The sequence below is a fragment of the Rouxiella sp. T17 genome, assembly GCF_036663475.1.
Lineage (GTDB): Bacteria > Pseudomonadota > Gammaproteobacteria > Enterobacterales > Enterobacteriaceae > Rouxiella.
The window spans coordinates 291,973-314,572 of sequence record NZ_JAWUEA010000042.1 but is presented as its reverse complement, the minus strand read 5'-3'; the positions used below and the strand labels follow the sequence as shown (position 1 = coordinate 314,572).

Sequence of the window (22,600 nt, the reverse complement as noted above, 5' to 3'; positions counted from 1 at the left end):
TCCCCACTCAGGACAGTGATGCCATGCCCTGCTTGAGGCGCACGAGGCCTTCGGCAATGACCTCTTTGCTCGCCGCATAGGAAAGTCGAATGTGCGATTCACCCGCGGCGCCAAACTCGCTGCCCGGACGCACGGCAATGCCGAAACTGCGCAAAATGCCGACCATTTCCACCGACGAAACCGGCGCGGAATAAGATGGGAAGCAGTAAAACGCCCCTTCCGGCTCGTTGAGTTTGAGGCCCGGAATGGCGTTCAACCCAGCGATCATCAGCTCGCGGCGTTCGGCGTAAATCTTGTGCATCTCACGCACGTCCTGCGCGCACTCTTCAATGGCGACCAGCGCGGCGTACTGCACGGCGGTGTTCACGGAGCTGTTGACCGAGTTGTGAACGCGCGCGGCGGCGGCAATCATTTTCGCCGGACCGGCCAAATAGCCGATGCGCCAGCCGGTCATGGCATAGCTCTTGGAGAACGTTTGGCAATAGATTGTGCGGCCATGCAGCGCGGGAATTTCCAGCGCCGAGGTGAAAGGTTGGTCGGTGAACACCAGATCGCTATAGGCTTCGTCGGCGATCACCAGCGTGTTGCTGGTCTTGACGATTTCGCCCAACGCTTCAATTTCTTCGCGGCTGTGAACGATACCGGTCGGGTTGCTCGGATTGCAGAACACGAACAGGCGCGCGCCCTGCATCGCCTCTTCCAGCGCGGCCATGTCCCAATGCAAATCTTCTTTGCTTGGCACCGGCACGCAAATTCCACCCGCCATGTTGACCAGGTCGGCGTACAGCGAATAAGTAGGATCGGGGATCACAACGCGGTCGCCCGGATTCACAATCGACAGAATGGCCGCCGACAGTCCGCCCGTACCGCCGTGAGTCACCAAAATTTTATTGGCCGCCACCTCAACGCCCGACTGCGCCGAGACTAATTTCGCCAGAGCCTGACACAGCGGCTTTTCGCCCATCTGCGGCGCATAGTGGGTCAAGCCCTGCTTCAGCGCGTCGGCCGCAGCCTGAATAATGCGCGGCGGCGTGTCGAAATCCGGCTCGCCGACGGCAAGTGAGATCATTTCGGCGGTGGTCGCCGGCTGCTGAACGCGCAGTGAAGTGCGTTCGATACGCAAAACCGCTTCTGCTGCGGTGAAATCTGGAGTCTGCTGCTTTGAATTCATTTAACTCACCCTCGGTGATTCGGCTGATAATATCGGCCACTGTAGCCTGCCGTTTTATCCGCCTAAAAGAGGGTTTCCCTGTGTGGTAATAAGCAACGCTTATTTGTCCGTTTTCGTTCGTAAAGCGCATCGACTTTCGTTTAATGCACAGACTTACGTTTAATGCACCAGCATCAGCGGCCGATTATCCTGAGTACGTTTAACCATCAACGAAAGCAGAATATCTTTTACTGCCTGAGCCGGTGGCGACAGCGAAAGATGATCCGACATGCAAAACGACAGCGGCGCCTGAATACCCGGCGATGAGACTCGCGACAGCCACACGCCCGTCTGCGACGCCATCGCTCGCGCGGCGGATTCAGGCAGCACGGTTACGCCTAAGCCATTCAGCACGGCGGCGTTGAGCGTTGAAGGCGATTCAATTTCAGCAATAATGTTCGCCTTGAGCTTCTCACGTAGCAGCGTTTCATCCAGCAGCCTGCGCACCACGTTATAAGGGCGTGGCATAAACAGGTCGCGCTTCACCAGTTCGGCGAGATCAATTGTAGGTCCCGGATTTGGCACCAAGGCAGAGCCAACGAGGAACAAATCCTCTTTCATAAGCGGAACGAATGACAACCCGTGTACGGGCCGATCGCCGTAAATGACGGCCATATCCATGCGACCATTCATGATCTGCTCGCTCATCGGCGAGCCAAAATTCTCGTTGAGATACAATACGATGGCCGGATGCTGAGCCTTAACGGCTTGAATCAGCGGCATGGCCAGCATCGAAGCCGCCGTCGACGGTGCAAGTCCGACAGAGACGTGCCCACTCAACGCGCTGCCTGCATTATCGACCGCGCTTTGCGCCTGCTCACACTGGCGCAAAATGGTTTGCGCGTGGTTATAAAGAATCTTTCCGGCTTCGGTAGGCGTCACGCCACGCTTGGTACGGATCAGCAATTTTTGATCCAGCTCGCTTTCCAGCGCTGCCAATTGCTGACTCAGCGCGGGCTGCGCGATATGCAGCACCTCCGCCGCCTGCGTCAGGCTGCCAATCTCCACGATTTTTACGTAATACTTTAAACGTCTAAGATTCATTTTCGCCCCCGAGTGTTCGTTGCTAAGTCAGCTACAGCTTGCATAGTCAGTTACAATTGGCTAAATCGTTAATAAATGAAAAGCAATATTCGGGCCATTTTCATTCGATAATCAATTTCATCGTTTTAAAGTATGCAAAACAGTAATAAATACGGCGTTGAGCATAAGTTTTATCAATGCTTTGAGTGAGCAATTGCTGGATTTCACATGAACAAAGAACCAAAAACGTGCCGTGATGGACATTTTGCACTTTTTTGGTGCAATCGCTGGGCATTGAGGTTATCAGTCTATTCAAGCAGTTAAGCGTGATACCCTTTAACCTTAAAGCAGACCGGTATCTCATTTAGCGGTGACGGTCATTTTGAACTAGGCTTTTTGAATAGTGTTTCAATCGATTTTCAATCGATTTTCAAGAATAGAAAAATAGTTGCGCAGTTGCGCAGTAATGGAGAACGCCATGTCCCGTCAGATTAAAAAACAGTACAAAGCCTATCGCGATGATATTCGGGATTTGCAAACGCGCAGGCCGGTTCCGGGTCCTGAAATTGAACATCTCGACCCATTCCTGTTTCTAAATCACCATGGTCCGCAGGTTTATGCGCCGAATAACCGCGGCCTGCCGTTTGGCCCTCATCCACATCGCGGTTTCGAAACGGTGACCTTTATTCTGCGCGGTGAACTTTCACACGCGGATACCGGCGGCCACGAAAGCATTATCGGCGCGGGCGGCGTGCAGTGGATGACGGCCGGATCGGGTCTGGTGCATTCCGAACTGTCGCCGGAGTCGTTTAAAAAGAATGGCGGCGAGCTGGAGATTCTTCAGCTGTGGGTGAATCTGCCTTCACGTTTGAAAATGAGTGCGCCGAGCTACGTTGGCTTGCAAGCGGAAGATATTCCGCAGATTCCATTAAGTCACGGCGAGGGTTCTGTCAGCCTGATTTCCGGTGAAGTTGCGGGCGTTAAAGGCCCAATCGACACCCTTACCGGCGTTACCATGATGACTGTCCAGCTTGCTGCGGGCAGCGAAGTCACTCTGCAAGCGCCCGCCGCGCGCGAAGTATTCTTATATTCCGTTAAAGGTCGCGTGCTGATTGGCGAACAACAGGCCGAAGCCTGGCACCTAATCGAGTTGGATGACAGCGGTGACAACGTCACCATTAAAGCCATAGAAGACGCCGTGCTGCTGTTTGGTCATGCGGACAAGATCAAAGAACCTATCGTTTCTCACGGCCCGTTTGTGATGAACACTGCGGAAGAGATCGATCAGGCCATTATCGATTATCAAGCGGGCAAGTTTGACGCCTTAATCGATAGCTAATCGCACTGTTTATTAAACCGATCTGCTTATCTTATTAAAGCGACCCGCTTACCGGCGGTCTATTTATTAAAGTAGCGTGCTTACCCATGTAAAAGAAACGCCGCCCTGTATTGATACCGGGCGGCGTTTTTATAAGGCCACTTTAGCTTGTGTAAACTAGCCATAGGCCAATAAATCAGTGATAACCGGCATCGACCTTAATTTTGCCGCGGAAGACATAATAGCTCCACGCGGTGTACATCAGGATAACCGGAATAATAAACAGGCTACCCACCAACATGAAGGCCTGACTCTGCGGCGGCGACGCGGCCTGCCAGATTGAGATTGATGGCGGAATAATATTCGGCCAGATACTGATCCCCAAGCCCGAGAATCCAAGGAATACCAAACCCAACGTTAATAGGAACGGCGAGTAGTGGGCGTTGCGTTTTACGCCGCGCATAATTCCCCACGAGCAAAGTAAAACCAGAATTGGCACGGGCATAAACAGGAAAACGTTAGGCGTGGTGAACCAGCGTGCGGCAATGTCGCCGTGCGAAAGTGGCGTCCAGATACTAATAATCCCAACCACCACTAATAACGCGATTACCAGCGGCGTGGCTAACGCCGACATCTTACTGTGCAGATCGTTTTCCGTTTTCATTATCAACCAGGTACAGCCAAGTAAGGCATAGGCTATCACCAAGCCAAGGCCGCAAAATAGCGGGAATGGCGCTAACCAGCTTAATGCCGAGCCGGTATATTCGCGGCCCGTGACCTCAAAGCCGTTTAACATGGTGCCGACCGCAATACCTTGGCTAAAAGTGGCTAATATCGAACCAGCGACAAAAGATTTGTCCCAGAAAGGCCGATGCACTTCTATCGCCTTAAAGCGAAACTCAAACGCCACGCCACGAAATATCAGACCAATCAGCATCGCGGTTAAAGGAATAGTGAGCGCATCGGCAATCACGGAATAAGCCAACGGGAAAGCGCCATATAATCCTGCGCCCCCCAATACTAGCCAGGTTTCGTTGCCATCCCAGACCGGCGCTACGGTATTCACCATCATGTCGCGATGATCGGGGTCTTTATTAAACGGGAAAAGAATGCCGATGCCTAAATCAAAGCCGTCCATCACGATATACATCAGCGTTGAAAAGACGATGATTCCAAACCAGATTATCGAGTAATCAAACATGGTCTTTCCCCTCTTTAGCAACGTGGGCGTTATCAGTTGTCGCCGCAGAAAGCGGACGCGCAGGCGTTTTCTTGGTACCCGGACCGCCCTGTTCGACGATTTTGCCCTCGCCCGTTTCCGGACCCTGCTTAATAAGCCGCATCATATAGTGGTAACCCACCCCGAAAACGGAGGAATAGACCACGATAAAGACGATAAGACTGATACTCATTTGCAGCGTACCGTGCGCCGACACTGCGTCGCGCGTGCGTTGCAGACCATAAACGACCCACGGCTGGCGGCCAATTTCGGTGGTAAACCAGCCGGCCAGGATCGCCAAAATACCTGAAGGCCCCATTAATAATGCAAACCACAGGAATGGCCGCGATTGATAAAGCCGTTTTTTATAGCGCAGCCAGAGACTGACGACGCCCAGTGTAATCATCAACAGACCCAAGGCGACCATAACGCGGAATGACCAGAAAATAATGGTCGAGTTTGGCCGGTCCTCTTTCGGGAAGCTTTTTAAGGCGGGGATTTGTCGGTCCAGGCTGTGGGTTAAAATAAGGCTGCCGAGATAAGGCACTTCAATCGCGTATTTCGTGCGCTCTTCATCCATATCCGGAATGCCGAATAAAATCAGCGGTGACGCTTCGCCCGGTTTATTTTCCCAGTGCCCTTCTATTGCCGCAATTTTGGCAGGCTGATGCTCCAAGGTATTTAATCCGTGCGCATCGCCAATCATAGCCTGCACGGGCGCAACAATTAACGCCATCCATAACGCCATCGAAAACATTCGACGAATCGCCGGATTATCATTGCCGCGTAATAAGTGCCAGGCACCGGATGCGCCGACAAAGAAGGCGCTGGCCAAAAATGCTGCCGTCGACATGTGCAGCAAACGGAATGGGAAGGACGGGTTAAAGACTATCTTGAACCAGTCTTCGGGTATGACTATTCCGTTCTCGATAATAAAGCCTTGCGGGGTATGCATCCAACTATTGGAGGCCAAGATCCAGAAGGTTGAAATAAGAGTCCCGAGCGCCACCATGCAGGTGGCAAAAAAGTGCAGCCCTCGCCCTACGCGATTCCAGCCAAATAACATGACGCCGAGAAATCCGGCTTCAAGGAAGAAGGCGGTTAACACTTCATAGGTCAATAATGGCCCGGTAATACTGCCGGCGAACTGTGAAAACCCGCTCCAGTTAGTACCGAACTGATAAGCCATAACTAATCCAGAGACCACGCCCATACCAAAGTTAACGGCAAAAATTTTCGACCAGAAATGATAAAGGTCGCGGTAAGCGTCTTGATGGGTTTTCAGCCACATTCCCTCCAGTACCGCAAGAAAACTGGCGAGGCCGATAGTGATAGCAGGAAAAATAATATGGAAGGAAACAGTAAAGGCGAACTGTATCCTCGCTAAGTGGAAGGCATCTATTTCAAACATCGCTCGGTTCCTTAATTAACTCTTTATTTTTGCGCCCCTTTTCCCGCCTTTGTGTAGCAACCCATTAAGCGTGGAATGCAAGACGATAGTAAATCTAGAACAAAAATATAAATGCTCAATTTGATTAAAAACTGGCATAACAGTTAAATGCGGAAATTATTGGTCATATTCTGAAATGACATGACTTATCGAAGTATGGCTTTAGCCCTAAACTTTGCAAGGGAGTTTTCTGAAACCCGCTGGGCAATGAGAGTTGGATCAGGTTCCGGCAGAAGGTAATTAAAAAAGTTAAGATTTTTATTAACCCTTTTGCCAAAACCCTTCTATAACTAGTGGGCTTTACGGCACGGCAAGGTCTTAGCGCACCTTTTCAAACGATAATCTCTTCGGCTTTCGTATGAAAACTTTTGTGTTCAGAAAGAAAAATCGGCTGGGGGAACGGGCTAGGTCGAGCCTTTAATCGGTGCAGGTAACGTCGATAACTTACTGCGCTTTTTAAGACAGTTCCCTCTACCCATTGACGTCTCGTTAGACATCTTTTATTGTGCCGACAGCACTGCTGTCTAGACAGGCCAAAGAGGTGAGCGAGCTAAGCTTTCGGCTCCACTTACCAGACAATAAACGGATTTATTTGACCTTTTGGAACTGGATAAATAGAAAGCATTAAACAGCCTATCCTGCTGATTTGTGGAAAGGTGCCAACATCACAGACAGTAACTCTGACATTTTGAATCAGAGGGCAAATAAACTGGAACACTACATGTTGTCAACAATCATATACCGCAGTCATCTTTGCGATGACGTTCAGCCTGACATCCTTAAAGATTTGGTCGCCAAAGCCACTAAAATTAACGAATTATTTGGCGTGACAGGGATCTTGCTGTTCGACGGCAGCCATTTCTTTCAGCTGCTGGAAGGCCCGGAAGAGGCCGTAGCCACCGTTTACAACCGGATTTGCGAAGATAAACGCCACAACAATCTTGTTGAGCTGATGCGCGACTACGCCCCTGCCCGCCGTTTCGGAAACGTTGGCATGGAACTTTTCGACCTGCAAAACCACGATGAAGATACCGTCTTGCAGTCCGTTCTTGACCGCGGCACCTCCAAATACAAGCTCACCTACGAAGACCGCGCGCTGCAATTCCTGTGCACCTTTGTAGAAGCGCGTGAAAAAGAGAACTATCTAGAAATTCCTTCTGCCGATTCCTGGACCTTTGTTGCTAGCGAGTTGTCACAAGACAATCAGGCCGTTTCACTCCCTGACGCGCCTGAATATAGCTATGCTTTTCAACCCATTGTCGACCCGCTGACCCGTCGCGTTATATCACTGGAAGCCGAGTTGCGCAGCGCCGATGGCAGTTCTGCGTTAAAGTATTTCTCGCAAATTTCGGGTGAAACCGTTTACGAAGCTGAGCTTAAATCGACAGGTTTAGCTTTTGCACTGGCTAAAAAGCTCGGTATCGGCAATAAAATGCTTTCTATAAAGCTGTTACCGATGTCATTAGTGATGGTGCCAAACGCCGTTGAGTTTCTGTTGCAGGAGATTCGCGCCAATGGTTTGCTTCCAGAACAGATTGTTATTGCGGTCACCGAAAACGGCGTAATTACCCGCGAAGAAGAGTTCGCCGCCACCATTAAACAGTTAAAAGCCTCCGGCATTCGTCTGGCGATTAATGATTTTGGTGCAGGTTCTGCGGGATTATTGCTGTTAACCCGCATTCAGCCCGAGCAGATTATTATCGACCGAAATATCATCAGCGACGTGCACAAAAATGGCCCGAAACAGGCCATTGTACAGGCCATTATCAAGTTCTGTTCTTCGCTTGAAATTTCGGTGATTGCCTCCGGCATCGAAAAGCCGGAAGAATGGATGTGGCTTGAAGCCGCCGGTATCCTTAATTTTCAGGGCACGTTGTTCTCTCAACCGCGCCTGAACGGCATCCCGGTCGTCGCCTGGCCAGAAATGGAATAACCCAATCATAAATGCCACTTTAGCTAGTGGCATTTTGCCTCTATTCAAGTTTACATGTTGGTCTTCTATTAAACCTCACAGTTCAATTCTACTTTATAAATCCCCTGCCTCATTTTAAAAAAATTCCTTCAATTGACAATTAATACGCGATCAGAGATATTTTTATTCGAAAGTATTTCTTATGTATTGATAGTTAATCAAAGGGCTTAAATGTCCGATTACGTAATCAAAATCCAATTTTTTTATTCCTTTTGATCGCGCCAAAAATATTTTTTCAACTGACTTGAAAATGGTGAATGATGGAAATTTTAGAAAAGCTAGATTTGCTGTCAGAAAAAGTTAAACAACAGGCATCTTTTATACAGACAGAAGAGGCAACCAAAAGTGCCTTTGTGATGCCGTTCATCAATCAAGTTCTTGGCTATGATGTATTCGACCCTGTTGAAGTCATCCCTGAATTTATTTGCGATGTAGGGATTAAAAAAGGCGAGAAAATAGACTACGCCATTAAGAAAAACAACGAGATACAAATACTAATTGAATGTAAAAAGATAGGTGAGCCGCTTAATGTAGGCCATGCATCTCAGCTGTTTAGGTATTTCCATGTCACGAGTGCCAGAATTTCAATCCTTACAAACGGTCAGGTATACAAGTTCTTTACTGACTTGGATGCCCCCAACAAAATGGATGAAAAACCTTTTCTTGAGCTCGATTTGCTGAACATTGATTACAACGTGGCGCCGGAATTATTAAAACTTACGAAAGGCGCTTTCGATGTTGACTCCATAGTCAACGCAGCTGGAGAATTGAAATACGTTAGCCAAATCAAAAAAATTATTTCTTCTCAGTTTCAAAATCCTGAAGACGATTTTGTAAAGCTGGTCGCATCGAAAGTTTACGATGGAATTTTGACTCAAAAAGTAAAAGACTTATTTTTCACACTGACAAAAAAGTCGTTAACCCAATGGTTAAATGATCAAGTTAATGAAAGGCTTAAATCAGCCATCAGTTCCAATCCGCAACCCGAAATAAAAGAAGAAGCTACAGCAGTTAATTTGGAAAAAGAGTCAATGACAGAAGACGAAGATGGCGTCATTACTACTCCAGAAGAAATAGAGGGCTATCATATTGTTAAATCTATAATAAGAACAATTCTCCCTGCTGACAGAGTTACTTACCGAGATACTAAAAGTTACTTTGGTATATTGATTGATGACAATAACCGTCGGCCTGTATGTCGATTGCACTTAAACCGCAGCCAGATGTACATAGGATTATTCGATCAAAATAAAAAAGAAACTAGGCATCCAATCGGTAGTCTTGACGAGATTTATAACTTTTCAGATGCACTTTCAGAAACAGCAGCCAGCTATAAGTAACATGTTCAAAAGACCAAAGTTCAAAGGGGGAGCTTTATGCTCCCCTTTTTACAAGTCGGCCAGTGCCTGTCGGAGATTGACGTCACTCGATGAGTTTTCTTCCAGCTCCAGCTGGGCTTCGAGTTCAAGCAGATGTTCTATCATCACCCCTACTGCCTGTTCGTTATCACCCGCCTCGAGCGCGGTGATAATTGCCTGATGCTCGTCCGACTGACAAGAAGGCACGTCATTGCGTTGATACAGCGCAACAATGAGCGAACTGCGAACCATCAGGTTGGCCAATACTTCGCTGAGCACCTCATTCCCGCTAATCTCACCCAGCATCAAATGAAACTCACTCAGCTCCCGAACGATAGCGCGACGATCGGTTGCGTCGGTGGCCTCTCTTTCGTTACGCAAATGAGTTGCAATGCGATGGCGATGACGGCGAATCATCTCTGGCGTAATGGTTTCAACAATCGCGCGTTCAATGGCACGGCGAGCAATAAAGATTTCGCGCGCCTCTTTGGCGGTCGGCTGTGACACCATCGCGCCGCGATTAGGTTCGATATTCACGATACGCTGCATTGCTAAACGTTGTAACGCGACCTGAACGTGGTTGCGGTTTGCGTTTAGCGCCTCTACAATTTGCGCTTCGATAAGACGCGCGCCTGGACGAAGCCGGTGTTGAGCAATGGCTTTTGAAAGGACATCGACAATGCGTTTTACTTCGAGTTGCTTGGCCGTAGTCGTATGGTTGCTCATTGCGCCCTCTGGGTGGGAAACATCCTACTTTGCTTGATTCTATGTTCAGCGTGGTCCGACTTGCAAGAGTCGTTAAAACTTTAGCAGGCTTAACGTCTCAACGCAGCACGCTTTGATCAGTATTAGGTCGGCCTTACCCTTAAAATGCTGCCCCAAATTAGTTTTCGGATTTAGTTAATGTCAAACCCAATAATAAAACAGGTTATTCTCTTTCTTACTTTAGCAGCCTGCGCTGCTTTTGCTGCCGGGACGCTCATTTTAGATGTGGTGATTTTCAAGGATCAGGTTAAAGAAATTTCTGCGACGGAGATTATTCAGGAAGCTTTCCTGTTTATTACGGCGGCGTTGTTCTTCATCGAATCGCGTAGGCATAAGGCGTGGCGTGGGGCTTATATTCTCACTGCGGGCTTCTTTGGCTGTATGTTAATCCGTGAGCTGGATGGATTGTTCGACCTGATTTATTTCGGCTCCTGGTGTTATTTTGCCAGCCTGTTGGCTATTTACAGCCTGTGCTGGGCGGCCATGACGCCGAAAACGATGATGAATGGCTTGTATGCGCTTGTGGAAGAGGAAGCTTTTCCAATAATGCTCTTCGGTTTAGTCATCATTTTGGTATTTTCTCGCGTTATGGGAATTCATCAAATTTGGCAGGCCGCCGTTGGCGGTGACAATGTGCGGCTGGTGAAGAATTTGGTCGAAGAAGGTATTGAACTGTTTGGTTATACGCTGTGTTTAGTAGCCGCTATTCGTATGCGTATTAAAAACAAACTGGTAGCTTAAGGGTTTGTCGCAATAAATCTTCACGCGCTATTCACTGTTTTTTATTTACCTGCAGAGATGCCCGCAGAGACGCCCGCATAGATTCCAAACCCAGCGGCAAGGCTTTTGGCCCTGCCGCTGTTTACCTTAAAATCCTCTATTTACTCGCCTCTCGGAATTACTTTAGGCTTTGGCTTTTACCTCATCCGCTGCCTTTGTCGGCATCACCCACGGCGAGTTAATTGGGAAATCCGGTCTACCTTCATCCACCGGCAGGCCCCATTTTTTCAGCAGCTGTTCGTAAACGCCCTCTTTATTTAGCTTAAGCAGCGCTTGCTGCATGGCAGACGCTAATTTCTTACCGTCTTCGCTGGTACCAAAACCGATTCCGTAAGAGGCGTTAACGTAGAAAAATACCGTCTGATAAAGGTCCGGGAATTTCTTGGCGTTATAGCTTCCCGCGGGTGAATCCACCCAGACGGCATCGCTCGACTTATTAACAATCGACAGCATGACGGCGTTGGTATCGGGATAAGTAGAAATAACTACCGGCTTCTTGCCATCTTTAACACATTTTTCATTCAGCACTTTAGCATCTTCGAAAGTATTGGTTCCTCGCGGTAACGCGACGTTAAGCCCGCACAGTGCGTCGAGAGAGTCCATAACTAGCTTACGCTGCGGCGAGGCGACAATAGTTTGGCCAATATTTAAATAATCGACGAAGGTCACCTGTTTGTGGCGAGAATCAAAATCACCTAACGATAACAGTACGTCGAAACGATTAGCACTCAAGCCCGGAATTAATGAGTCAAATGAGGTCTGAGTGAAATTCACCTTCAAGCCTAATACTTTGGCCGCTGCTGCCACTAAATCGGGTGTGAAGCCGTCAATATCTCCGTCGTCATTCACAAATTTAATAGGCGGCACTTCGGGGTTGACGGCCACGGTCAGTGATGACTTATTTTTATAGGCTTCAGGCACTAATGCAGATAACTGTGGGTCCGCCTTAATCGCGGCCAAATCTGGTTTTTCTTCTGCATAAACATTGGCGATAAATAGGGGCGAGAAATTAAGAACACAGGCGGTTAATAAGGCCAAACCGGTTTTTGAAGCAAACGATGACACAGAGAGTTTTTTACCAGCTTTCATAAATTACACCCTTAAAGGTAGCGAGAATGAAAAATCAGGACGTGGAGTTTTTATAAATAGCCGGTAATTATTTACCAAACACCAGCGGGTCTAGCCCTAAATTGCCGCGTAACGTTGAAGCTTCATATTCCTGACGGAATAAGCCGCGCTTGCGCAATTCTGGCAGAATATATTTGGCAAAATCGTCAATTCCCTGTGGAAGCGTTGCCGGACAAATATTAAAACCATCCGCCGCCCCGCCCTTAAACCAGGCTTCCATTTCGTCTACCACTTCTTCAGGTGAGCCGATAAAGTTTTTGTTACTGCCTGCAGCAATGCGATTAAACATTTGGCGGATAGTCAGATTTTCTTTACGCGCGACTTTAAGCAGATTCTCGGCAATGCTGCGCACTTTTTGGTTGCCCACGTCAGGTACTGGCCCATCAATATCGTGACCCGAGAGATCGCCTAAAACGTTATACAGCAGCGCGAGCCCGGATAATGGGTCGATAAGGGCTTCCAGTTCATTAAACTTGTCGAGTGCCTCTTGGCGATCTTTACCGGTGTAAATCGTCACACCCGGCATAATCAGCAGTTGGTCTGCCTTGCGGCCATATTTAGCCAGACGGCCTTTAATGTCGTCATAATAGATTTTTGCAGATTCGAAATCTTGCGCGTTGCTATAAACAATATCGGCACTTCTCGCCGCTAATTCACGTCCAGCCTCTGCTGCTCCTGCCTGAACAATAATAGGTCTGCCCTGTGGCGTGCGTGCAGAGTTTAACGGACCCCGAACGCGGAAATGTTTTCCCTTGTGGTTGGCGACGTGTAATTTCTCTTCGTCGTAAAATACGCCACTCTCTTTGTCGCGAATAAAAGCGTCCTCTTCCCAGCTGTCCCACAGCTTTTTCACCACTTCAACGAATTCATCGGCGCGTTCGTAGCGTTCTTCGTAGCCTAAGTGCTCGTTTCTATTGAAGTTCCAAGCTTCCTGTTCCGACCACGAGGTGACGACGTTCCATCCGGCACGCCCGCCGCTGATGTGATCAATAGAGGCATATTTACGCGCGATATGGAAAGGTTCGTTATAAGTTGTTGAAGCCGTAGCCACTAAACCGATGTGGGAGGTGCAGGCACCTATGGCGGCCAGCAGGGTTAAAGGTTCCAGCTCGGCGTTTTTGGCGTCGCGGGCCAGTGAGCCTTTGGGTGTGTCATTGCTACGCACGCCAATGCCGTCGGCAAAGAAGATCATATCGAATTTGGCTTCTTCCGCAGTCTGCGCGCTTTTGAGGAAATATTTGAAATCGAGGGTGCCGGACACCGGAACATCAGGGTGACGCCACGCGGCCAGATGATAGCCAAAATAGCGCATGGACAAGCCGAGTCGTAATTTTCTATTTTCACCGTTCATTTGTGATCCTTAATAATTAACCTGAATAGCCGCACAGGAATAGCGAATGAGGATAATGGGTAAGTCGGCAATAATTGCCCCATGCTGTAAGGCACGTTGGCTTTATAGAATATCTAGAGAGAGAGGCTATTTGCTCTCAGCCCTATACTCGACAAGAAACGTTTGCAGCGCTCGGTGCTGCCGCCTGAGAATATATGCTCGGGTGTTCCCTGATCGACAATAACGCCGCCGTCCATCAGCACCACTTTATTCGCCACCTTTCTGGCAAACTCCATTTCATGGGTGACGATAATCATGGTGGTTCCAGCCGCAGCCAACTCTTTCATAACATCGAGAACTTCATTAACCAGCTCGGGATCGAGGGCGCTGGTGGGTTCATCAAATAGCATCACTTCGGGGTCCATCGCCAACGCGCGGGCAATGGCGACACGCTGTTTCTGGCCGCCAGAAAGTTGTGAAGGATAATGATGGACGCGATCGGCTAACCCTACTCGTGCCAGCAGCTTTTCGCCCAATGCATTAACCTCGCTACGTTTCTTCCCGCCAACAATACAGGGCCCGGCCAGCACGTTTTGCAAGACGGTATAATGAGGGAACAGATGAAAGCCCTGAAAAACCATGCCGAAATAACGACGTTGCCTGTCTAATACTTTCTTGGGTGCGCGAATGCATTTAGCGCCGCGCATTTCGGTGCCGAGTATTTCATCCTTGAACTTGATGCTGCCGGAATTAATCAGTTCAAGCATGTTAATGCAGCGTAATAAGGTACTTTTCCCCGATCCTGACGGACCGATAATAGCGACCACGTCGCCCTTATAGAGTGAAAAATCTACCGAATCCAGCGCGGTAAAAGCACCAAATTTCTTGGTGATCGCCTTCATTTCCAGCAAGGGTTCCCCCTCTTTATTCAGAGAAAAAGGGGTGACATTGCTCTTCACGGAAACATTGCTCTTCACGGAAACATTGTTCTTCATGGAAACATAATCCCTCTGTGAGATATTACTGCTCTCATTTGCTTGACTGTTCGGGAATAGATTCTGATTCATCGTTTCGCTCCCTTACTAAAATGCCATTCGAGCAAGCTTTGCACTGCCATTGCGAGACTGGTTAAAAACAGATACCAAATACAGGCGACGGTAAGCAGAGGAATCGTTTCGAAATTGGTGGAGTAAATAAGCTGTACTGTGGTCAGTAATTCGACATAACCAATCACCGTCACCAGCGATGTGCTTTTGAACATGGTAATTAATTCATTGGCCAGTGGCGGAATGATCACTCTTAAAGCCTGCGGCATCACGACGTGAAACATCATCTGAAAATCGCTCATGCCAATGGCTTTGGAGGCTTCGCGCTGCCCGGGTTCCACGGCCATAATACCGCCACGGAATATTTCGGCGCTGTAGCCCCCAAGATAAAGCGCCAAACCAATAACGGCGGCGCTAAAACGTGAAATAAGCGTAGTGGTATCGATATCAAATAAGTTGACGTTGAGAATAGGCAGCGGCAAATAAATGCGTGGCACGATAGCGGATACAAAGAATAGAAACAGCAGCATCGCAATGGGTGGAATAGCCCTGATTATCCAGATGTAAATGTAGGCGAAACCTTTTAAAACGGGATTGCTCGACATCCGGCAGGCCATAATGATCAGCCCAAGACAAAGCCCCAATGTACTGGCACAAACGGTAAGAATAAGCGTATTTTCAAGACCCGAAATAACCCGTTTACTGAACAGGTAATGCGCCACGATATCCCATTTCCAGCGGGGATTATCGATAACCAGCTCAATAAACAGAATGGCGACGACGACTAATAACGAATACCAGATCCAGTCACTTCTTTTAGGCCGAGGGTGAATAATATCAGCCACAGGTCGAGATTTTTCAGCACGTCCTTTTAGCGATTCATCAGCCTTGATCGCCAATTCCGTGGCGTCGGGTGAATCATCATTTTTATAAATATCTTGCAGGTCAAATTTCACACGCATTTCCTCTTGGACAGTTTTTACATCTTTGGGAATAACTACCGTTTCAGGAACAGCAAGCGTTGAACATTTTGCAAAGCAGTAAAAGTGTGATGAGTGAGTCGACTATAAAAAAGCCATGTCATTACATCCAATAAAATTTTGGATGTTTAAACTAAACAAATGTAATACCCTCGAATCTTCATATGGAATGCTTATTTGTTAGCCAGCACTAAAAAGTCCCTTAATCGCAATCCGCAATGGGAGTTAATGACGTGTCAAAAATCAGTGCAAAACAGATGGATGCCTTTGTCGCGGTGATGTCTCACGGCTCAATTACTGCCGCCGCCCAGCACATGAATGTCTCGCAGCCGGCGATTAGCAGAATGTTGGAAAGATTCGAGCAAGAGGCTGGATTCGTTGCCTTTGAGCGCCGCAAAGGCAAGCTCAATCCGACGCCCGAAGCCGGTATGTTTTTCAACGAAGTCACGCGGGTTTATCGAGGGCTGAATTACCTGAATGAAATAGCCAAAGAGATAGGTGAAACACGGCGTGGCTATTTGCGCATTGGCGTATTTCCGGCCTTTTCCGAGGGGTGGATTTCTCAACGCGTTGGCCGCTATCTTGTCGGGCGAAAGCACTTGCAGACATCAGTAATTCCTATGGCTTCCGACAATATTGCCGATGCGGTTTCGCGGCAATCGATCGATATCGGCATATCTTTACGTCATACCACCCGAGAGGGTTTGCTGTGTGAGGAAATTGCGGGCGGGGATTTGGTCTGTATTTTACCCAAGGGGCATCGATTAAAAGCTAAAGAGATTATCAAGCCTGAGGATGTTTACGGCGAAGACTTTATTAACATGGTTTCTGCGGATATTGACTACAAGTTATTTGACGAAACTTTTGCGATGCGCGGTATTTCACGGCGTATTTGCGCAGAGAGTACCTGGGCGTCGACGATTTGCCATATGGTCGCTCAGAATATTGGTATGGCAATTATGTTGCGCGATACCGCCGAGGAGTACGCTCATTTGGGCTATCATCTCGTTCCCTTTGAACACCACACCCGGTATCGCGTTTATTTGGTGAGTTCCAGCGAAAGACCTTTATCAGAAGTTGCTAAAGGTTTTCGCCAGATACTTTTCGATGACTTCGCTAAGGCTAATAACTTACTGCAGGCCAAAAACCGTTAATTTGGCTTTAGCATTATTCTCTTAATGGGCAACTATCACTCTTAATAACCATCACTGGCAAACGGCATCGCGGATGGGCGTATTACCGCCTCGCAGCTCCCACTGTTTGCCGATGGAAGAAGGTGCATCGATGGCCGCTACCACCACCAGCGCGACATCTTCACGAGTGACTTCGCCCCGGCCCGCACTTTCTGAAAGTGTCACCATGCCGGTCGCCGGTTCGTTTGTTAACGGGCCCGGACGAATGATTGTCCACTCCAACCCACTGGCACGTAAAGAGATATCGGCGTCGCGCTTGGCTTCGATGTAAGCCTTCCACACGGCATCGGTGTCAGGTTTTAACGGGTCATCAACGCCAACCGCAGAGATTTGCACGTAACGTGAAACCCCTGCGAGTTTAGCCGCCTCGGCAAGCAGCACCGATCCGGCATAATCTACGGTGTGTTTACGCTCAGCAGTTGAACCTCCGCCCGCGCCTGCGGCAAATACCACAGCGTCAACGTTCTTCATGCCGGTTGCCAACTGATCGGCGGTAGCATTTTCAATATCTAATAATACGGTGTCGGCACCGAGTTTACGCAGCGCCGGTATTTGTTCTTCCTTGCGCGCGATGCCTAATGCTTCATGTCCCTGCGCGCGCAGGTGTTTGATTATTAGTTTCCCAATCTGTCCGTGCGCGCCAACTATTGCGACCTTAGCCATAACTTCTCCTTTTTTTACAGATGTATCATTAGGATTAACTGTAGCACATTGCTTTTTTACGGCTTAGGCTCGCCACGGTAATACGCCCTCCGGCAGACGTTTGGCAAACAGGGTCGCAATAAGCATAAACAGCAGCACAATTAAAATCATCAGGCATCCCACGGCCGCGGCGAGCGTTGACGAGCCGCCTTCATCAAGGAAAATAACCATCGGGCCCAAGGTTTGCGTGCTTGAGGTAACCAGTAAAATCGATACCTGTATTTCATTTAGCGCGGTCAGGAATACCAAAATTGCTCCCGCCATGGCCGAAGGCGCCGCCAGCGGCATTAATATGTCCCACATGCGGCGCATAAATCCGGCTCCGGAAATTTGCGCGGCTTCATCAAGCGAACGTTCTATTTGCGCAAATCCGGCCAGTGTCGGGCGCAGCACCAAGGCTAAAAAGTTGGATAAATAGGCGGCCAAAATGATCCAGATAGTGCCGTAAATAGTGACATTAATGAGAGGCAGCGGTTTGAGGAAAAATAAAATCGCGGCGATTCCCGTCACAATGCCGGGCAACGCATAGGCTAGCTCCGTCGACATTTGCAGTACGCTGACTAATCGACTGCGCTGCCAGCTGAGAAAATAGGCCAAAAATAGTGACATAAAGGTCAGTATAACCACCGCCATCAGGGTCAGCCCGAGACTGGTGAAAAAGGCCTGATGGATTGCCGGATATTGCCACAGCGCATTGATGTAGTTATCGAAAGTCAGCGACTGCCAATTGAGTGCCTGACCAAAACCGAGTGTTAACGAGGTAGTGATAAGGGCGGAAAGCGGCAACAGCAGGCTAATGAGGATCCAGAGCCACGCCAGCCCTGCGACGGGTAAACGCCAGACGCCGAGCGGCTGCTGAAGCTGTTTTGACGCGCCACTGACCCGCACATCGCGCGTACCGCCCAAGTAGCGACTGACGGCTAGTCCACCAAAAGTGATCAGCGCAATGAGTAATGACAGTACCGCCATGTCCGGCAGCGCCGAGGGTCCGCTACTATTAAGCCGTTGATAGACCAGCGTAATTAGCGTTGGCACGCGCCCCGGAATGCCTAACATCGCCTGAATACCAAAATTACCGGCGGCGGCGACAAATGAGAGCGCGGCACCGGCAAATATCGCCGGGCGTGCCAAAGGCAAAATCACCGTGAAAAGGACGCGCATCGGCGAAGCGCCCGTGATGCGCGCGGCCTCGACCAACTCCGCAGGCAGACGGCGTAACCCAGCGCGCACGGTCAGGAATACCAGTGGCGCATTGTGCATGCCGAGCAATAAAATAATGCCGGTCGCGGAGTATAAAGGCTGTTGATTACTCAGGGTCAGCGGCCACCCAAACCATGCAAAGAGATCAACAATAGCCAGCAGTAGCGGGCTCGACGGCGATAGCGCCTGCACCCATGACAGCGCAATGACCTGCGGCGGGATCATTAACGGCAAAATAAAGGTGAACACCCACAGCTGCTTGCCGCGAAGTGGGGTCAGCGCCACCAGCAGCGCGGCTAAGGTACCGATAATCATCGATAAAAGTGTGGCGGCTACGGCAATGCCTACCGTATTTAGCGTGGCCTGCAGCACTTTTTGCGTGCCAATGAGCTGTAACAAGCGAGCAAAATCCAGCGTGCCTTCCGGCGCAATCGCCGCCCAAACCAGTCGTGTCAACGGGGCGACGGAGAGCACGCCTATCGTTAATGCCAGTAACCACAGCACGGCGCGATCGCCTCGCCACGCCGACCATTTAATCGCCCCGTTTCGGGTTAACTCGCTCATTACACTCATGTTTCATTCATCCAATGAAAGCCACAAAATTATCAATCGACTCATTAATCAGCGGGCAATCAGCCACCAAAAATTTGGGTAAATTTAGCGCGTACCTGTTTGTCATCGTCGACCGCTTTGTCAGAATCAAGGGTCAGCAATTTAATTTTACTGATCGGCTCAAAACCCTCGGGCGCGGCGATATTTTCGTCAATCGGTCGATTGCCCTGCTTGACCACCAACTCTTGCCCCTGTTTCGAGAGCAGGAAATTAACAAAAGCCTTCGAGGCGGGAATATTGTGGGTTGAAGATAGAATCGCCACCGGCTCGGTGACAAATGACACGCCCTCTTTCGGATAGACCAAATCGATTGGCGAACCTTTCTTTTTTGCCAAAATAATATCGGCGTCGGTAATAACGCCATATTTAGCCAAGCCACTGGCCACTGCTTTTAATGCAGGGCCGTTACCGCCTTCAGGACTAATATCATTAGCGGCCAGTTTTTGATAAAAATCCCAGCCGATAGACGGCGTATTAATAGCGGTGTGTAAATTATACAGCGCCGCACCGGAATAAAGCGGGCTTGGCACAGCAACCTGACCTTTATTACTGGCGTCGGTAAGTGCCAGCCATGAATCCACCGGTTTGGCATTTTTGGTGTTATAGCCAATCACCGTAGCGATGATTTTGGTGCCGAACCACGTTTTATCTTTGTCGTAAAATTCGCTTTTGATATTACCCACCGGCGCCTGCGGATAAGCCATTAGCTTGCCCTCTTTCTTCAACGCGCCAAGATTGATTGAATCCGCGACCAACAGCACATCGGCCTTAACGCCGCCCGCCATCATTTCAGTATGCAAAACGTTCATCAGCTGCGTGGTGCCATTGCGCGACCACTCAACCTGAATGCCGGGATAAGCCGCTTTGAAGGCATCAATGGTTTGTTGAGCAGTTTCAGGGGCCTGCGAGGTATAAATGACCAGCTTGCCACTTGGCGCCTCATCGGCGAAAGCTAACTGAGGAACGACTAATGTACCGAGCAGTAAACCGGCAATGGCGGTTGCGCTGGCAGCAGTGGTTGGAATGAAACTGAAAATGGTAGAAAGGCGGTTATTTTTATTATCGCTGACGGTAGGGCTGTGCATGGCGTGTCCTTATTGATTCTTTATTAAGAAGTCGCAAAATGATGGAAACTGTTAACCGTTTTTATTAATAAGATGATTCACAATGGGGAAGAATCCAGCCGTCGTTTAAGGTCAATTGCAGCCTGTCGCCCACCCTTAGTTGATTAACATCAACCAGATGCAGCGAAAGCAGCGACTCTGGCGCGCCGTCGGGCTGTACGTCCAATTGGCTGTACGCACCACGGAAGACTATACGTTTTATAATAGTTGAAAAGCTGGGCTCATCATTAGTCGCCTGACGTAAAGAGGCGGCATGAAGGCAAACTTTACCGCGAGACTGTGAGCGCTGTTCCACGCTGGCACGCAGGCGATAGGTGACGCCAAGCAGCGTCGCTTCGGCTATCCCGCCGCCGCAAGGGCGAATATTTTCGACCTCTATCACGCGGCCATCATCAATAAACTTCGCGACCATTTCGTTAGCGGGTTCGAGATATAGCGTTTGCGGCGCGGCAAACTGCATCACCCTGCCCGCGTCCATGACCACCACGCGATCGGCAATCGCCATCGCCTCTTGCTGATCGTGCGTAATATAAAGAAGTGTGGCGCCCGTTTGACGATGAAAGTGGGCAAATTCCTCTTCCATCGCCGCGCGCAGATGAACATCAAGGTTAGCAAGCGGCTCATCAAGCAGCACCACGTTTGGATGCGCGACCAGACAGCGCGCCAATGCCACGCGCTGCCGCTGTCCTCCCGACAAATCGGCCGGACGTCGCGAGGCAAAGTTCTCTAATCCTACCTGCATCAAGGCGTTAGCCGTGCGCTGTTGGCGTTCGGCACTTTTCACACCTTGGACTTTTAAGCTGTAAGCGACATTTTCTTCAACCGACATGTGCGGCCAAAGGGCATAGTTTTGAAACACAATCGCCAGTTGGCGCTGTTCCGGCGGGAGATGTTTTTCAGGTGACGAAACCGTTTTATCACCCAGCGTAATCGTGCCGCTATCAACTGGCTCAAAGCCTGCAATGGTTCGCAGCAGCGTGGTTTTTCCACAGCCAGACGGGCCGAGTACGGCCACGAATTCGCCGTGGCGAATATGCAGCGACACATCGTTTAATACCTGATGGGAACCAAAAGATTTATAAAGATGGGCAATTTCGATAGCAGACATTAATTCAACATCCCATGTTTTACAGTAAGAACGTCGTTCTCAAAAAAGTAGCGATGGGATAAAACTAGCGAGATTGGATGACAGATTTATTAAAGCAATGTGACGATGAAATGAAGGGAGAATGACACACAAAAGACGGGGAATAGAGTACGCCGCCGCGATTTTCACCACGGCGGTATAGATTAAACCATGATGTTTTACTTGGCGTTTTGGGTGCCCAAGTAGCGATAAACTACCGCCAGATCGCTGTCGCCATAGCCTGCATCAACGGCTTTCTGCCAGGTATTACTGATGTTTTGCATCACTGGCAAAGTGCGGGATCCACTGGCTTTCAGCGCCAAATTGATATCCTTCAGCGCCCACGTCAGCTGCATTTGCGGCTCGTAATTGCTGGTTTTAAACATCTCCATTTTGCCTTTAATATAAGGCACGGCCAGCGGCCCGCCGTCGAGCACGTTCCACAGCTCATCGGTGGTGAAGCCCAGCTCTTCGGCCAGCTGCGAACTTTCGGCGATGCCTTCAACCATCGAAATCAGCCAGGCATTGACCACCAGCTTCATTTTCGACGCGCGACCTGCTTCACCCAACCATTTCACACCTTTGGAAATCGCTGCAAACACGGGCTCAACCGCCGCCCCTGCTTCACGATCGCCGCTAGCCAGCACCACAATCTGCGCCTGTTCGGCCGGCGCTTTGGTACCAGAAACTGGTGCGTCGAAGAACACCACGTCCGGACGCTTTTCTTTAAGCAGTGCAATCAATTCTTCCGTGGCTTCAACGCCGATGGTACCCATTTGCACCACAATACCGCCCTGCTTCAGGCCTGCGAGCAGCCCGTCGTCGCCGGTAAACACAGACTGAGTTGTCTGCCCATCGGCTAACATTGAGATAACCACGTCAACGCCTTCAACGGTATCGCGCGGCGTTTTACCCGCTACCGCGCCTGCCGCCACTAAATCTTCGCCTTTAGATGCGGTACGATTCCAGACGCGCGTCGTAAAACCCTTTTTAACGAGGTTAGCGGCAAACGCGTGGCCCATGGCCCCTAAACCTAGCACTGCGACGGTCGGTTGCTGACTCAT

The 22,600-nt window shown here is 49.4% G+C and carries 19 protein-coding genes; 5 read left to right on the top strand and 14 right to left on the bottom strand.

From position 1 onward, the window contains the following. Window positions 1-7: 7 nt before the first annotated feature. Window positions 8-1,171 (bottom strand): pyridoxal phosphate-dependent aminotransferase, encoded by a 1,164-nt coding sequence (locus tag SC206_RS21990; protein ID WP_332740853.1) that lies wholly within the window; start codon window positions 1,169-1,171, stop codon window positions 8-10. Window positions 1,172-1,330: 159 nt separating this feature from the next. Next, entirely contained in the window at window positions 1,331-2,254 is a 924-nt protein-coding gene (gene nac / locus SC206_RS21985; RefSeq protein ID WP_332740851.1) for a nitrogen assimilation transcriptional regulator NAC, read from the bottom strand. A 457-nt stretch (window positions 2,255-2,711) separates the two neighbouring features. Between nac and SC206_RS21980 the strand changes: the two genes are divergently transcribed. Continuing rightward, a complete protein-coding gene (locus SC206_RS21980; protein WP_332740849.1) occupies window positions 2,712-3,572 on the top strand; it encodes a pirin family protein in 861 nt (286 codons plus the stop codon). Window positions 3,573-3,747: 175 nt separating this feature from the next. Here the strand turns inward: SC206_RS21980 and cydB are convergent, their stop codons facing one another. Both cydB and SC206_RS21970 read right to left on the bottom strand, forming a co-directional pair. Further along, on the bottom strand, window positions 3,748-4,752 hold the full coding sequence (gene cydB / locus SC206_RS21975) for a cytochrome d ubiquinol oxidase subunit II (protein ID WP_332740847.1): 1,005 nt from the start codon (window positions 4,750-4,752) through the stop codon (window positions 3,748-3,750). Further along, on the bottom strand, window positions 4,745-6,181 hold the full coding sequence (locus SC206_RS21970; RefSeq protein ID WP_332740845.1) for a cytochrome ubiquinol oxidase subunit I: 1,437 nt from the start codon (window positions 6,179-6,181) through the stop codon (window positions 4,745-4,747). The genes cydB and SC206_RS21970 overlap by 8 nt, the downstream gene beginning before the upstream one ends. Before the next feature lie 760 nt (window positions 6,182-6,941). Here SC206_RS21970 and SC206_RS21965 point away from each other — a divergent pair. Then, window positions 6,942-8,153 carry a diguanylate phosphodiesterase gene (locus SC206_RS21965; protein ID WP_332740843.1) on the top strand — a complete coding sequence of 404 codons (1,212 nt, stop codon included), beginning with the start codon at window positions 6,942-6,944 and terminating at the stop codon, window positions 8,151-8,153. 299 nt (window positions 8,154-8,452) lie between these two features. Further along, window positions 8,453-9,532, top strand: a complete 1,080-nt coding sequence (locus SC206_RS21960) for a type I restriction endonuclease (protein WP_332740898.1) — start codon at window positions 8,453-8,455, stop codon at window positions 9,530-9,532. A gap of 48 nt (window positions 9,533-9,580) precedes the next feature. Here SC206_RS21960 and SC206_RS21955 read toward each other — a convergent pair whose 3' ends face one another. Beyond that, window positions 9,581-10,276, bottom strand: a complete 696-nt coding sequence (locus tag SC206_RS21955) for a GntR family transcriptional regulator (RefSeq protein WP_332740841.1) — start codon at window positions 10,274-10,276, stop codon at window positions 9,581-9,583. Between the two features lie 177 nt (window positions 10,277-10,453). Between SC206_RS21955 and SC206_RS21950 the strand changes: the two genes are divergently transcribed. Beyond that, window positions 10,454-11,056, top strand: a complete 603-nt coding sequence (locus SC206_RS21950; protein ID WP_332740839.1) for a hypothetical protein — start codon at window positions 10,454-10,456, stop codon at window positions 11,054-11,056. A 162-nt stretch (window positions 11,057-11,218) separates the two neighbouring features. Here the strand turns inward: SC206_RS21950 and SC206_RS21945 are convergent, their stop codons facing one another. The 4 genes from SC206_RS21945 to SC206_RS21930 all read right to left on the bottom strand — a co-directional run bounded on the left by SC206_RS21945 (window position 11,219) and on the right by SC206_RS21930 (window position 15,555). Continuing rightward, window positions 11,219-12,184, bottom strand: a complete 966-nt coding sequence (locus SC206_RS21945; protein ID WP_332740837.1) for an ABC transporter substrate-binding protein — start codon at window positions 12,182-12,184, stop codon at window positions 11,219-11,221. Between the two features lie 67 nt (window positions 12,185-12,251). Next, window positions 12,252-13,574 carry an LLM class flavin-dependent oxidoreductase gene (locus SC206_RS21940; RefSeq protein ID WP_332740835.1) on the bottom strand — a complete coding sequence of 441 codons (1,323 nt, stop codon included), beginning with the start codon at window positions 13,572-13,574 and terminating at the stop codon, window positions 12,252-12,254. 113 nt (window positions 13,575-13,687) lie between these two features. After that, a complete protein-coding gene (locus tag SC206_RS21935) occupies window positions 13,688-14,455 on the bottom strand; it encodes an amino acid ABC transporter ATP-binding protein (RefSeq protein WP_442976155.1) in 768 nt (255 codons plus the stop codon). Between the two features lie 161 nt (window positions 14,456-14,616). Beyond that, window positions 14,617-15,555 carry an amino acid ABC transporter permease gene (locus tag SC206_RS21930; RefSeq protein WP_332740831.1) on the bottom strand — a complete coding sequence of 313 codons (939 nt, stop codon included), beginning with the start codon at window positions 15,553-15,555 and terminating at the stop codon, window positions 14,617-14,619. Between the two features lie 257 nt (window positions 15,556-15,812). On the opposite strand from SC206_RS21930, the gene SC206_RS21925 reads away from it, so the two are divergent. Beyond that, window positions 15,813-16,733, top strand: a complete 921-nt coding sequence (locus SC206_RS21925) for a LysR substrate-binding domain-containing protein (protein WP_332740829.1) — start codon at window positions 15,813-15,815, stop codon at window positions 16,731-16,733. A 51-nt stretch (window positions 16,734-16,784) separates the two neighbouring features. Here SC206_RS21925 and SC206_RS21920 read toward each other — a convergent pair whose 3' ends face one another. The 5 genes from SC206_RS21920 to SC206_RS21900 form a co-directional block, all read right to left on the bottom strand. Continuing rightward, window positions 16,785-17,435: an SDR family oxidoreductase gene (locus SC206_RS21920; RefSeq protein ID WP_332740827.1), complete on the bottom strand. Its 651-nt coding sequence runs from the start codon at window positions 17,433-17,435 to the stop codon at window positions 16,785-16,787. A 63-nt stretch (window positions 17,436-17,498) separates the two neighbouring features. Beyond that, the gene (locus tag SC206_RS21915; protein ID WP_332740825.1) at window positions 17,499-19,247 is read right to left on the bottom strand and encodes an ABC transporter permease; all 1,749 of its coding nucleotides are present in this window, start codon (window positions 19,245-19,247) and stop codon (window positions 17,499-17,501) included. A 59-nt stretch (window positions 19,248-19,306) separates the two neighbouring features. Beyond that, window positions 19,307-20,371: an ABC transporter substrate-binding protein gene (locus tag SC206_RS21910; RefSeq protein WP_332740823.1), complete on the bottom strand. Its 1,065-nt coding sequence runs from the start codon at window positions 20,369-20,371 to the stop codon at window positions 19,307-19,309. A gap of 64 nt (window positions 20,372-20,435) precedes the next feature. Continuing rightward, window positions 20,436-21,518: an ABC transporter ATP-binding protein gene (locus SC206_RS21905; RefSeq protein ID WP_332740821.1), complete on the bottom strand. Its 1,083-nt coding sequence runs from the start codon at window positions 21,516-21,518 to the stop codon at window positions 20,436-20,438. Between the two features lie 197 nt (window positions 21,519-21,715). Beyond that, entirely contained in the window at window positions 21,716-22,600 is an 885-nt protein-coding gene (locus SC206_RS21900) for an NAD(P)-dependent oxidoreductase (RefSeq protein WP_332740819.1), read from the bottom strand.